Source organism: Micromonospora sp. WMMA1976, assembly GCF_027497335.1.
GTDB classification, from domain to species: domain Bacteria; phylum Actinomycetota; class Actinomycetes; order Mycobacteriales; family Micromonosporaceae; genus Micromonospora; species Micromonospora aurantiaca.
Genome location: NZ_CP114912.1, coordinates 6,324,389 through 6,337,175, shown reverse-complemented (window position 1 = coordinate 6,337,175; position 12,787 = coordinate 6,324,389). Strand labels below are relative to the sequence as shown.

11 protein-coding genes are annotated in these 12,787 nt (G+C 72.6%); 5 read left to right on the top strand and 6 right to left on the bottom strand.

Features of this window, described 5'->3' with window-relative positions:
* Window positions 1-4 precede the first annotated feature (4 nt).
* Window positions 5-1,009 carry a hemolysin family protein gene (locus O7546_RS29305; RefSeq protein WP_013283320.1) on the bottom strand — a complete coding sequence of 335 codons (1,005 nt, stop codon included), beginning with the start codon at window positions 1,007-1,009 and terminating at the stop codon, window positions 5-7.
* Window positions 1,002-2,309 carry a hemolysin family protein gene (locus tag O7546_RS29300; protein ID WP_281600276.1) on the bottom strand — a complete coding sequence of 436 codons (1,308 nt, stop codon included), beginning with the start codon at window positions 2,307-2,309 and terminating at the stop codon, window positions 1,002-1,004. Before O7546_RS29300 ends, O7546_RS29305 begins: the two co-directional genes overlap by 8 nt.
* Window positions 2,310-2,391: 82 nt before the next feature.
* Here O7546_RS29300 and O7546_RS29295 point away from each other — a divergent pair, with 82 nt between their 5' ends.
* Window positions 2,392-3,069: a GPP34 family phosphoprotein gene (locus O7546_RS29295; protein WP_194800220.1), complete on the top strand. Its 678-nt coding sequence runs from the start codon at window positions 2,392-2,394 to the stop codon at window positions 3,067-3,069.
* A 66-nt stretch (window positions 3,070-3,135) separates the two neighbouring features.
* Here the strand turns inward: O7546_RS29295 and O7546_RS29290 are convergent, their stop codons facing one another.
* Both O7546_RS29290 and O7546_RS29285 read right to left on the bottom strand, forming a co-directional pair.
* Window positions 3,136-5,334 carry a (Fe-S)-binding protein gene (locus tag O7546_RS29290; RefSeq protein WP_281600275.1) on the bottom strand — a complete coding sequence of 733 codons (2,199 nt, stop codon included), beginning with the start codon at window positions 5,332-5,334 and terminating at the stop codon, window positions 3,136-3,138.
* 180 nt (window positions 5,335-5,514) lie between these two features.
* Complete coding sequence (locus O7546_RS29285; protein ID WP_135242661.1) at window positions 5,515-5,778, bottom strand: cell division protein CrgA; 264 nt, start codon at window positions 5,776-5,778, stop codon at window positions 5,515-5,517.
* 230 nt (window positions 5,779-6,008) lie between these two features.
* On the opposite strand from O7546_RS29285, the gene O7546_RS29280 reads away from it, so the two are divergent.
* Genes O7546_RS29280 through O7546_RS29265 form a run of 4 tightly spaced genes read left to right on the top strand, consistent with a single transcriptional unit; the run spans window position 6,009 to window position 9,387 of the window.
* Complete coding sequence (locus O7546_RS29280) at window positions 6,009-6,815, top strand: DUF881 domain-containing protein (protein ID WP_194800222.1); 807 nt, start codon at window positions 6,009-6,011, stop codon at window positions 6,813-6,815.
* Window positions 6,812-8,455, top strand: coding sequence for a class E sortase (locus O7546_RS29275; RefSeq protein WP_269697899.1), 1,644 nt, complete (start codon window positions 6,812-6,814; stop codon window positions 8,453-8,455). Before O7546_RS29280 ends, O7546_RS29275 begins: the two co-directional genes overlap by 4 nt.
* A 3-nt stretch (window positions 8,456-8,458) precedes the next feature.
* Entirely contained in the window at window positions 8,459-8,731 is a 273-nt protein-coding gene (locus tag O7546_RS29270; RefSeq protein ID WP_013473364.1) for a hypothetical protein, read from the top strand.
* Between the two features lie 5 nt (window positions 8,732-8,736).
* Window positions 8,737-9,387, top strand: coding sequence for an aminodeoxychorismate/anthranilate synthase component II (locus O7546_RS29265; protein ID WP_194800224.1), 651 nt, complete (start codon window positions 8,737-8,739; stop codon window positions 9,385-9,387).
* A gap of 179 nt (window positions 9,388-9,566) precedes the next feature.
* Here the strand turns inward: O7546_RS29265 and pknB are convergent, their stop codons facing one another.
* Together pknB and O7546_RS29255 are read right to left on the bottom strand one after the other, a co-directional pair.
* The gene (pknB, locus tag O7546_RS29260; RefSeq protein WP_194800225.1) at window positions 9,567-11,405 is read right to left on the bottom strand and encodes a Stk1 family PASTA domain-containing Ser/Thr kinase; all 1,839 of its coding nucleotides are present in this window, start codon (window positions 11,403-11,405) and stop codon (window positions 9,567-9,569) included.
* Complete coding sequence (locus O7546_RS29255) at window positions 11,402-12,787, bottom strand: serine/threonine protein kinase (RefSeq protein ID WP_194800226.1); 1,386 nt, start codon at window positions 12,785-12,787, stop codon at window positions 11,402-11,404. The genes pknB and O7546_RS29255 overlap by 4 nt, the downstream gene beginning before the upstream one ends.

The following is a 12,787-nucleotide window of genomic DNA, read 5'->3' as shown; positions in this document are numbered from 1 at the left end:
CAATTCATCTTCCCACGATGGCTGTCAATACGTCGTCGAGCGTCACCACACCCATCGGCCGGCGTCCGTCGCTGACCAGCACCATGTGGCGGCGTTCGCGGCGCATCGCGAGCAGCAGATCGGCGAGCGTACGGTCCGGCGGCACCACCGCCAGCGGCCGGTAGATCTCGGCCGGCACCGGCGCCCGGCGGCTCGCCCCGGCGTACCCGAGCACGTCCTTGACGTGCACGAAACCGAGCACCCGGCGGGTGGCCCGCTGCACCACCGGGAAGCGGGACCGGCCGGTACGGGTCGCCAGCACCTCCAGCGACGCCGGTGAGACGTCCTCGGCCACCGTGGTGACAGTGGACCAGGGTTGCAGCGCGTCCGCCGCGGTACGGCTGTGCAGGGCCAGCGCGCCGGTGATCCGGGCGTGCTCCTCGGCGTCCAGCAGTCCCTCGGTACGCGCCTGGGAGACCAGCCCGGCCAGTTCCTCGGCGGTGAAGACGGTCTTCACCGCGTCTGTCGCCTCCACCCGCCACCACCGCAGCACCTGCCGGGACGCCCACTTCATCGCCAGCAGCAGCGGCTTGGTGGCCAGGCAGAACGCCAGCATGGCCGGGCCGAGCCAGAGCGCCGACGGCTCCGGCCCGGCGAGCGTGATGTTCTTCGGCACCATCTCGCCGACCACCGTGTGCAGGAACACCACCACCGCGAGCGCGATGACGAACGACACCGGATGTACGGCCGAGGCGGGCAGCCCCAGGGCGGCGAACGCCGGCTCCAGCAGGTGCGCCAGCGCCGGCTCGGCGATCGCGCCGAGGCCCAGCGAGCAGACGGTGATGCCGAGCTGCGCCCCGGCGATCATCAGCGGGATCTGGTTCATCGCCGCCAGCGCCAGCCGGGCCCGCTTCGACGTCGCCGCCAGCGGTTCGATGACCGTACGGCGGGAGGCGATCAGCGCGAACTCGCTGCCCACGAAGAACGCGTTGCCGAGCAGCAACCCGACCGCGACGAGTAGTTCAGGCACCGTCGTCGGGCTCCTCGGGGCGTACCACCCGCACCTGCTCGATCCGGTGCCGGTCGACCTCCACCACTGTGAACTCGTACCCGGCCTCGTCGAGCGTCTCGCCCGGCACCGGGATGTGGCCGAGCCGCGCCATGAGGAACCCGCCGAGCGTCTCGTACGGCCCGTCGGGCAGCCGGAACCCGGTCTGCTCCACCAGTTCGTCGGCGCGCAGCACGCCGTCGGCCAGGACGGTGCGCTCGCCGCCGGGCACTGTGAGCTCCACCGGCCCGAAGCCGTCCACCGCGTCCGGGTCGAACTCGTCGGCGATCTCGCCCACCAGTTCCTCGACCAGATCCTCCACCGTCACCACACCGTCGGTGCCGCCGTACTCGTCCACCACGATCGCCAGGTCCGCCCCGGCGGCCTTGAGCGCGGCCAGCACCCCGTTCAGGTTGAGGCTCTCCGGGACGTACACCGGTTCCCGGGCCACGGCGGCGACAGTGGTGGCCGCCCGGCGGGCCAGCGGCACACCCAGCGCGTCCGGCACCCCGGCGACGCCGGTGACCAGGTCGAGCGTCTCCTCGTAGACCGGGAACCGGGTGCGGCCGGTCCGCCTGGACGCCTCCAGCAGCTCGGCCACGGTCGTGGTGGCGCGCAGCGCGGTGACGTCGACCCGGGGCGTCATCGCCTCGGCGGCCCGCTTGTCGCCGAAACGGATGGTGCGGCGCAGCAGCATCGCGGTGTCCGGCGGCAGCGCGCCGGCCCGGGCCGAGATCGCGGCGAGCAGGCCCAGTTCCTCCGGGGAGCGGGCGCTCGCCAGTTCCTCCTGCGGCTCCACGCCGAGGCGGCGCACGAGCCGGTTCGCGGATTCGTTCAGCAGCCGGATCAGCCAGCCGAACGTGCGGGAGAAGGCCCGCATCGGCGCTGCCGTGGCGAGCGCCGCCGGCATCGGGCGGGCCAGCGCGAGGTTCTTCGGCACCAGCTCGCCGAACAGCATCGAGATGAGCGTGGCGAGAGCCAGCGCGAGCAGGCCGGAGAAGCGTTCCGCGCCGCCGAGCGGGCGCAGCAGCGGCGCGAAGATCCGGGCCAGGGCGGGCTCGGCCAGGTAGCCGGTGAGCAACGCGGTGAGCGTGATGCCGAGCTGCGCGCCGGAGAGCTGGAAGGACAGTTCCCGCAACGCGCGGCGTACCGTGACGGCCCGGCCGTCGCCCTCGTCGGCCCGCCTGTCGATCTCCGCCCGGTCGACGGTGACCAGGGCGAACTCGGTCGCGACGAAGAACGCGTTGCCGGCGGTCAGCAGCACGAAACCGACCAGTGGCAACAGCGTCAGAAGCAGAAGGCCGTCGATGCGCGTGATTGTGGCACGCGGACGCCGATGGTGGACCCCCCGTAGCGTGGTGCGCATGGACGGTCTGCTGCTCACCGACGAACTGGTCCTGCTCGCGTACGACGACGACGGCGCGAACCGGCTCGGCAGTCCGCACCTCGGCTACGGCCTCGCCGGGGCGGTGCTGCTGGAACTGGCCCTGGCCGGTCGGGTGGAGGTGGTGGACAAGCGGCTCGTGGTCACCGATCCCGCCCCGACCGGCGTACCGCTGCTGGACGAGGCGCTGGCGACTGTGGGGTCCGGCCGCCCGCGCAAGCCGAAGGACTGGATCGGCAAGCTCGCCAGGGGCCTGCCCGACCGGGTGCTCGGCGGGCTCGTCGACGGCGGGGTGCTGCGCCGGGAGTCCGACCGGGTGCTGCTGGTCTTCCCGCGTACCCGCTATCCCTCGCCGACCGGCGCGGAGCCGGCGGTGGAGACCGCGGCCCGGCAACGGATGACGACGGCGCTCACCACCGACGGCCCGGTCGACGCCCGGACCGCCGCGCTGCTCACGCTGACCCGCGCGGTCGGCCTGGACCGCAAGATCTTCCGCGAGCTGCCGAAGGAGCGGGTCAAGGCCCGGATCGAGGAGATCGCGGCGGGCGACTGGGCGTCGGCCGCCACCAAGAAGGCGATCGAGGAGATGCAGGCCGCGCTGATGATCGCGATGACCGCCGGGACGAGCGCCGCCATCATGACCACCACGACCAGCTGAACGCGACGGCGGCGGCACCGCACGGGTGCCGCCGCCGTCGTGGTCCGGCTCCTGCCGGGGTACGCCTCACCTCGCGGCCGGCGCTACCTCCGGCTCACCGGCCGGGGCCTCGGGCTTGACCGAGCGCAGCAGCACGCTCGCCACGTCGACGACCTCGACCTGCTCGCCCGCGCCCTTGCCGTTCACGCCGTCGTTCAGCATCGTCGAGCAGAACGGGCAGCCGACCGCGATGGTCTTCGCCCCGGTGGACATGGCCTCCTCGACCCGGTCCACGTTGATCCGCTTGCCGATCTTCTCCTCCATCCACATCCGGGCGCCGCCGGCGCCGCAGCAGAAGGAGCGCTCGCTGTTGCGCGGCATCTCGGTCAGCTCGCCCTGGATCGAATCGCCGAGCACCTCGCGCGGCGCGGCGAAGATCCGGTTGTGGCGGCCCAGGTAGCACGGGTCGTGGTAGGTCACGCCGCCGTCGACCGGCTGGACCGGGGTGAGCTTGCCGGCGCTGACCAGGTGGGCCAGCAGCTGGGTGTGGTGCACGACCTCGAACTCGCCGCCGAGCTGGCCGTACTCGTTGCCCAGGGTGTTGAAGCAGTGCGGGCAGGTGGCGACGATCTTCCGCTTGCTCTTCTCGCGGCCCTCGAACGCCTCGTTCAGCGTCTCGACGTTCTGCTGGGCGAGCATCTGGAAGACGAACTCGTTGCCGATCCGCCGCGCCGGGTCGCCGGAGCAGGTCTCGCCCTCGCCCAGGATGGCGAACTTGACGCCCGCCTCGTTGAGCAGCGTGGCGACCGCGCGGGTGGTCTTCTTGGCCCGGTCCTCGAACGCGCCGGCGCAGCCGACCCAGAACAGGTACTCGAAGTCGTCGACCTCGCCGACGCGCGGCACCTCGAACCCGAGGCCCTTGGTCCAGTCCTCGCGGGTGTTCTGCGGGGCGCCCCACGGGTTGCCCTTGTTCTCCAGGTTGCGCAGCATGACGCCGGCCTCGGACGGGAAGCTCGACTCGATCAGCACCTGGTAGCGGCGCATGTCGACGATGTGGTCCACGTGCTCGATGTCGACCGGGCACTGCTCGACGCACGCGCCGCAGGTGGTGCAGGACCAGAGCACGTCCGGGTCGATGACGCCGCCCTCCTCGGCGGTGCCGATCAGCGGCCGGTCCGCCTCGGCCATCGCGAGCACGTCCACGCCGGCCAGCTGCTCCTGCGTGGCCTTCTCCTCGCCGGTCAGGTCCTTGCCGCCACCGGCCAGCAGGTACGGCGCCTTGGCGTACGCGTGGTCGCGCAGGCTCAGCACCAGCAGCTTCGGCGACAGCGGCTTGCCGGTGTTCCAGGCGGGGCACTGCGACTGGCAGCGACCGCACTCGGTGCAGGTGCTGAAGTCGAGCAGGCCCTTCCAGCTGAACTGCTCGACCTGGGCGACACCGAACTGGTCCTTCTCCGGGTCGGCCTCCTCGAAGTCCAGCGGCTTGCCCTCGCTGGTCATCGGGCGCAGCGGGCCCAGGCCGGAACCGGCCGGCTTCTCCGGGTCGCGCTTGAAGAAGATGTTCGGGAAGGCCAGGAAGCGGTGCCAGGCCACGCCCATTGTGACGTTCAGCGAGATCACGATGAGCCAGGTCATCGAAATCATGATCTTGATGAGCGCGGCGACGCTGACGCCCGCCTCCCAGTTCGGGAGGACCGAGCCGACCGCGTGGCTGAGCGGGGCGGCCCAGACCGGGTACTCGAAGTGGTCGGTGGCGACCTTGAAGCCGCGGATCACGAACCCGAAGATCAGGACCAGCAGGACGACCCACTCGACGAAGTAGCCCTGCCACATGGTCGAGCCGGTGAACCGGGAGCGGTTCTCCGCGCGGCCCGGCCGGTTGCGCAGCCGGATCGCCATCAGCACCCCGATGCCGACCAGGCCGAGGATGCCGATCCACTCGGTGACCAGGCCGAAGATCGTCCAGTGCCCGATGATCGGCAGCCCGCCGCCGGTGGAGACCACCTCGAAGTAGGCCTCCAGCACCAGCAGCGACAGCACGATGAAGCCGACCATCACGAACCAGTGGGCGGCGCCGACCACGCTCCACTTGAGCATGCGGGTGTGACCGGCGGTCTCCACCAGCATCTTCTTCGTACGCGCGCCCTTGTCGCCGAACCGCTCCGGCGCGGGCTGGCCGAGCCGGATGACGGCGGTCATCTTCATGACCGCACGCACCGCAAGCCACACCGCAACGGCGGTGATGGCGGCCGCGAGGATCGTGGTGACGATCTGGACGCTGCCCATCGAGTTGGCCTCCCGGTCTGCTGCTTTGTGCGTGCAGCCTACGCGCAAGGTTACCCAGCAGTAACGTGAGTCTTCTCGCACCAGGCCACGCCGCCCTGCGCACACCATAGGTGGACCGGCACCGAAGCGCCGTGCAGGGGCGGCGTGGCGTGACCTACGCCGGGGCGGGGCAGCGCCGGATCAGCGCCAGCGGGAGAGCAGGATCAGCGACGAGACCATCGCGCCGAAGCCCACGGCGAGGTTCCAGTAACCCCAGCTGGCGACCGGGTACGCCTGCTCGGAGAGGTAGTAGAGCACCAGCCAGCCGATGCCCACCACGATCAGCGCGACCGCGGTAGCGGGCAGCCAGATGGGGCTAGGCTTGCGCGTCGACGCCGTCGCCGTCGGACGGACGTCCGTCGGCGGGGTGTACACCTTCTTCTTGCGGACCTGAGACTTGGGCACGACGCTCTCCAGAGGGGGGTACGACCTCGTCCGGCCTGACAACCGGGCGCGAGGGCGACGGTCCATGGCCAATAATGTTCGACAGCTAGCGTAGTCCCGACGGACCGTCCAGGCCACGAATGGGGCCAGGCCGGTGCACTCAGTAACCGGAAAGAGCGGACTTTCCGGGTCGAGCAGGTCGGCTCGCACCGGCGCGGGCCGGAACGAGACGACGGGAAAGGGAACGCCCGGTGGAGTACACGTCCGGCGCCGCCTCCTGGCAGAAGGTCCTCCGCCGCGCGGCAGCCGCCCTGCTGCCCCGGCGCGCACGCCAGCGCCGCCCCGGCTGGTCCGTCGGCGTGCCCCTGATCGCCGCCGCGGCCGGTCTGCTGTTCACCACCACCGCCACCACCGCGGGCGGCACCTCCCTGCGTGAGGACCGCCGGCCCCAGCTCACCCAGCTGATCGAGGACCGCCGCGAGGAGGTCGCCGCCAGCGAGGCGAAGGCCGCCCGGCTCCGCGCCGAGGTGGAGGAGCAGACCGAAGCGCTCGCCGGCGCCGACGGGCCGATCAAGACCGAGCGGGACCGGGCCGCCGCGAGCCGGCAGGGCGCCGGGTTCACCGCGCTCACCGGCAGCGGCGTGACAGTCGAGCTGAACGACGCCGACCGCCGGCCCGACCAGCCGCTGCCGAAGGGCGCCAGCAACGACGACCTGGTGGTGCACCAGGGCGACGTCCAGGCGGTCGTCAACGCGCTCTGGGCCGGCGGCGCGGAGGCCATGTCAATCATGAACGTCCGCGTGCTGAGCACCAGCGCGGTACGCTGCGTCGGTAACACCCTGCTGCTGCACGGCCGGGTGTACTCCCCTCCTTTCAAGATCGTGGCAATCGGCGATCCCGCGGAACTCCAGCGGGCGCTCGCCGCCTCTGAGGGAGTGCGGGTGTTCAAGGAAGTGGCCGACCACTACCAACTCGGGTACGCCGAGCGCGTCTCCACAGTCACCGTGCCCGCGTTCGAGGACTCCACCGCGTTGCAGTCGGCGACGGTGCCCCGGTGACCGGCGGCGACCCCCGGGAACGCGCCGGCCACGACCGCCGGGAGGAGCCCACCGCGTTCCTTCCCCGCGTCGAGCGTCCGGCCCCGGCGTCGCCACAGCCGCTCGACCTGCCCTGGCCGGACGCCGGCCCGGCCCACACCGCCCCGGCCCGACGCGGCCGGGACACCCGGCCGCCCGTCCCACCGCCTTCCGCGCCACGGACCGCCCCGCCGGTCGCTCCGCCGCCGCCGTGGCCGGGCGGTCAGGCGCATCAACCGGCGAGCGCCCCCCGCCCCGAGGCCGACCCCCGGTTCCGCCCCCCGGCGAGCGAGCTTCCCCCCAGGGGTACGCCCCACCCGGCCGGCCCTGCGCACCAGGGCGCCGGACACCACGGCCCTACGCAGAACGGCCCCGCGCCCCACGGAGCGGCGCCCCGGGGTGGTCCCGCCCCCGGGGTGCGCCCGGCCGCGCCCGGCGACGTCGCACACCGGCCGGGCGGGCGCCAGTCGCGACCGGAGGGGTACGGACCGGCGGGACAGCCGTACGCCGTCCGCCATTCCACAGGTGGGGCGATCCCGCCCGAGCGTGGTGGCCGCGGTGGGCAGCCACCGCAGAACGGCACCCGCCCGTGGGAGGCCGGCGGACGCCCGCCGGAGGACGGTCGCCGAACGGCGGGGGGTGAGGGACGGCCGCCCGGCGTACCCCCTCTCGGTGGGCCGACCGGCGCGGACCGGAACCCTCCGGCCGACAGCGGCGCCACGGCGGTGCTGCCCGCCGTCACCCGCCCACCCGCGGACCCCCGCCTGGACGCCACCGGGCTGATGGGCGCGGTGCCCCCGCCCCCCGAGAACGGGGACGGCGGTGGCGCCGAACCGCCCGCCGAGCCGCCCCGCCCTCGGCGCGGCGAGCGGGTGGTGCAACTGCGGCCCGAGCAGACCGGCGACGGCTACCGCAGCGTCTACTCCGAGCTGACCCGCCCCACAGTCGGCTCCCGGCTGCGCACCGTCGTGCGGGGCACCGGCGAACTGCTGATCACCTTCGGGCTGGTGGTGCTCCTGTTCGCCGGGTACGAGATCTGGGGCAAGGCGGTCATCGTCGAGGCCCACCAGAACGACCTGAACAGCCAGCTCGCCCAGGAGTGGGACGCGGCGGCGGACCCGACCGTCGGTCCGACCACCGGGCCGACGGTGAAGCCGAAGCCACCGGCGGAGGGCAGGCCGGTCGCCGGCCTCTACATCCCCAAGTTCGACAAGCACTGGGTGGTGGTCGAGGGGGTCAGCCCGGAGGACATCCGGTACGCGCCGGGCCGCTACCCGGACAGTGCCATGCCCGGCGAGGTGGGCAACTTCTCCGTCGCCGGCCACCGGATCCGCTCCACGTTCTGGCGGCTGGACGAGATGAAGACCGGCGACGCGATAGTGGTCGAGACCAAGACGGAGTGGCTCGTCTACCGGGTATACCAGCAGCGGATCGTCAAGCCGTCCCAGGTGGAGGTGGTCGCGCCGGTGCCCGGCAAACCGGGTCAGAAGCCCACCGAGAAGCTGCTGACGCTCACCACCTGCAACCCGAAGTTCGACAACTACCAACGGTTGATCATCCACGCCCGGCTGGACCACACGCAGGCCAAGTCGGCGGGCCGTCCGGCCGAGTTGGAGGCGTGAGCCGTGTACTCGTGGATCTGGCGCAAACTGCCGTTCGGGCTGCCCGGCAAGCTGTTCGGCTCGCTGGTGCTGGCCACCGCCACCGTCGCGCTGCTCTGGTTCGTGGTCTTCCCGTGGGCCGAGCCGCTGCTGCCCTTCGACGACGTGCAGGTCACGCAGGACTCCGGCGTACCGGGTGACGGTGGGATCACCGAACCGACCGGGCTGCCCGGCGAGGAGGAGCTGCCGTACAGCACCGAGACGAACAACGCCCCACCCTCCACCCCGAACAGGTGACAGCGATGCGCGTACTGGTGATCGACAACTACGACTCGTTCGTCTTCAACCTCGTGCAGTACCTCGGCCAGCTCGGTGCCGACTGCGAGGTGCGGCGCAACGACGAGATCGACGTCGCCGAGGTGGGCCGCGCCGGCGCCGCAGGTGTCCTGCTGTCGCCCGGGCCGGGCAGCCCGGACCGGGCCGGCATCTGCCTGGACGTGATCCGGGAGTACGCCGGCAAGCTCCCGATCTTCGGCGTCTGCCTCGGTCACCAGGCGATCGGCGAGGCGTTCGGCGCGACAGTCGCCCGCGCTCCGGAACTGCTGCACGGCAAGACCTCGGAGGTACGCCACGACGGCGTGGGCGTGCTCGCCGGGCTGCCCGACCCGTTCACCGCCACCCGCTACCACTCGCTGGCCGTCCTGCCCGAGACGCTCCCCGACGAGCTGGAGGTCACCGGCCGGACCGCTTCCGGTGTGGTGATGGCGATGCGGCACCGCACGTTGCCGCTCGAGGGCGTGCAGTTCCACCCGGAGTCGGTGCTGACCGAGGGCGGTCACCTGATGCTGGCGAACTGGCTCGCCGCCTGCGGCTTCCCGGCGGCGCTGGAGCGCGCCCCGGAGCTGGCCGCCGAGGTCGACGCCCGCCGCCGAGCCGCCTTCTCCCCAGCCTGACCCCCGCGCTTCCCGCCCCACCCCCGCGCGGGGTCCCGCCCGCCCCCTCTCCGTCGATCATGAAGTTGGCGGGGACAAATCGGACGCCCGGTACCGCTAACTTCATGATCGACGCAGACATGGGCGCGGCGGCGGCCCCGGGATCGGGGACGCCGCCGCGTCGGTCGGTCAGGTGGTGGTCAGCGGTCGGTGCGGGTCGGGGTCACGGGCGGGAACGGGAAGCCGCTGCCGCCGCCGTTGCCGCCGCCACCGTTGCCCGGCGTGCTCGGGGACGTGCTGGGGGAGCCGCTCGGCGTCGGGCTGGTCGGCTCCTCCTCACGCGGCACGTCGACCCGGATGGTCACCCGCTCGCCCTTGGCCAGGCTGGTCCCGGCGGCCGGCGACTGGCTGCTGACCTTGCCCGCCTCGGCCGGGTCGACCTCGTCGCCCTCCTGGACCCGGACCTCGTAGCCGGCCTCCTTGAGCCGCTGCTTCGCCTGGTCCTCGGTGTAGCCGCGGACGTTCGGCACCTCGCTGACGTTGCCCAGGGAGACCTTGAGCGTCACCTTGCTGCCCTCGGCGACCGCGCTGCCTTCCTTCGGCGAAACGTCGACGACCTGGTCCTTCGGCAGGCTGCTGTTGACGGTCTCGCGCACCGGGGTCAGCCCGAGTTCGGTCAGACGGTCCTTCGCGGCGTCGAACGTGCCGCCCCTCAGGTTGGTGGGGATGGTCACCTGGCCGGGGCCGGTGCAGACGTTGACGGTGACCTCGGTGTCCTTCTCCACCCGCTGGCCGAACGACGGGCTCTGGTCGACCACCGAGCCCTTCTCGCACGTGGTGTTCTGCACCGGGTCGCCAGTGGTGAACCGCAGCCCCGCCTGGGTGAGCGCCGCCTGCGCCTCGGCCTGCGAACGGCCCACCACCTGCGGCACCGACACCTTCTCGTTGCCGGCCTGGTTGAGCCAGAGCGCGGTGCCGAGCGCGATCACCGCGAGCACACCGAGCGCGGCGAACGCGGCGATGACCCAGGACGAACTCTTGCGCTTGCCCGGATCACCCACCCGCGCCACCGGCTGCTGGCGGGTCTGCGGGCCCATCATCTGGGTCTGCTGCGCCTGGTGGTACCCGCCGCCCGCGGCGGCGCCCATCGGCATGGTCTCGTCGGCCGGCATCACCGGGGTGGCGAGCACCGGCCGCCCGGCGGCGGCGCGGAGCAGGTCCGCCCGCATCTCGCCGGCGCTCTGGTAGCGGTTGAGCGGGTTCTTCGACAGCGCCTTGAGCACGATGGCGTCGACAGCGGGGTTGACGTCCGGATTGATCGTGCTCGGCGTCGGCGGCTGTTCCCGTACGTGCTGGTACGCGACGCTGACCGGGCTGTCCCCGACGAACGGCGGGTGGCCGCAGAGCAGCTCGAACAGCACGCAGCCGGCCGCGTAGACGTCGGAGCGGGCGTCGACCGCCTCGCCGCGCGCCTGCTCCGGGGAGAGGTACTGCGCGGTGCCGATGACCGCGCTGGTCTGCGTCATCGTGGTGGCGCCGCTGGCGAGCGCCCGGGCGATGCCGAAGTCCATCACCTTGACCTGGCCGGTCTGGGTGAGCATCACGTTTCCGGGCTTGATGTCCCGGTGGATGATCCCGTGCCGGTGGCTGAACTCCAGCGCGGCGCACATGTCGGCGCAGATCTCCAGCGCCCGGCGCGGCTGGAGCCGTCCCTCGACGCCGAGGACCTCCTTGAGGGTCCGGCCGTTGACGAACTCCATCACGATGAACGGCAGGGTCTCGCCCGTGGGGCCGGTTTCCTCGCCGGTGTCGTAGACGGCGACGATGGCCGGGTGGTTGAGCGAGGCGGCGTTCTGCGCCTCACGGCGGAACCGCATCTGGAACGTGGCATCCCGGGCCAGATCGGCACGGAGCATCTTGATCGCGACATCCCGCCCGAGCCGGAGGTCACGGCCGCGGTGCACCTCGGCCATGCCGCCGTAGCCCAGCAGCTCGCCGACCTGATACCTGCCACCGAGCAGGCGGGCCTGCGCTGTCATCGCGTCTCTCGTCCTTCGCTCGTCGTCGTACCGCCGCCGGCCGGCAGGAGGCGTACCTCACGACGGTACGACGTGCGGACCGGATAGTCGCCTCCGTACGCCCGCACCGCGCCGGAGGTCACGCTCACACTCGCCGGCGCGGCTGCGGTATCACCGTATTTCCGGTACAGGAACGAAATCACGCCCGAGCAGAGGATGACCAGCACGGCCACCACGATCGCCGTCGTCCACAGCCCGGACCGGGAGCGCCGGGGCGGGGCGGCGGCGGGCGGTCGCGCGTACCCCAGGGGGTTGTGCTGAGGCACGGGGCGTGGCTGCGGCACGGGGGCCGCGCCGCGCGGCGCCACCGGCGGGCGGGGCTGCGGGACGGGATGCGCGACAACTGCTGGCCGCGGCGCGGCGAGAGGCGGGCGCGCCGGGGACACGGGCGGCCGGGGCTGTGGGTGCGGGACCGCGGCCGGCGGCTGCGGGCGCGGCACGGCGGTCGGCACCTGCGCCCGCGCGACCGGCGCGGCGGGCGAGGCGGGTACGCCGGAGATCGGGTGCCCGACGCGGGCCGCCTGGGAGAGCGCGAGCTTGGCCTGCCGGGCGATGCTCGCCAGCGCGGCGGCGCTCGGCCAGCGGGCGGCCGGGTCCTTCGCCATAGCCCGCTCCACGATCGCCCGGACCTGCGGCGGGATGTCCGGCGGAAGCGCCCGCGGGGTGTCCCGCACGTGCTTCATGGCGATTTCGAGGGGGTTGTCCCCTTCGAACGGGCGGCGGCCGGCCAGGCACTGGTACGCGACCACGCCCAGCGCGTAGACGTCCGAGGCGGGCGTGGCGACAGCGCCGGTGGCCTGCTCCGGCGAGATGTACGAGGCGGTGCCGAGCACCGAGCCGGCGGCGGTGAGCTGGCCGACCAGGTCCGAGCGGGCGATACCGAAGTCGGTGAGCACGAGCGTGCCGTTCGGCCGGACCAGCAGGTTGCCGGGCTTCACGTCGCGGTGCACGATGCCCTTCTCGTGCGCCGCGTGCAACGCGTCGGCGGCCTGCGCCAGCAACGCCATCGTGCGCGCCGGGGTCAGCCGGCCGACGCGGCTGAGCGTGGCGGAGAGCGCGTCGCCCTCGACGTACTCCATCACCAGGAACGCGATGTGCTGGTCGCTGCCGAAGTCGTAGACGTCGACCACGCCGGGGTGGTTGATGGTGGCCATCGTCCGGGCCTCGCCGCGGAACCGCTCGGCGAAGCCCGGTTCGTCCAGCAGCGCCGGGAGCAGGCTCTTGACCGCGACGGTACGGCCCAGCACCTGGTCGGTGCCGCGCCACACGTCGCCCATGCCACCGCTGGCGATCCGCTCGTCGAGGCGGTAGCGGTTGCCGAGCTTCACTCCCGGACCGAGCAC

Coding starts and splice junctions, on each gene's coding strand:
- pknB (WP_194800225.1), bottom strand. CDS start 11,405: ATGACAGCGCAGGCCCGCCTGCTCGGTGGCAGGTATCAGGTCGGCGAG.
- O7546_RS29265 (WP_194800224.1), top strand. CDS start 8,737: ATGCGCGTACTGGTGATCGACAACTACGACTCGTTCGTCTTCAACCTC.
- O7546_RS29295 (WP_194800220.1), top strand. CDS start 2,392: ATGGACGGTCTGCTGCTCACCGACGAACTGGTCCTGCTCGCGTACGAC.
- O7546_RS29290 (WP_281600275.1), bottom strand. CDS start 5,334: ATGGGCAGCGTCCAGATCGTCACCACGATCCTCGCGGCCGCCATCACC.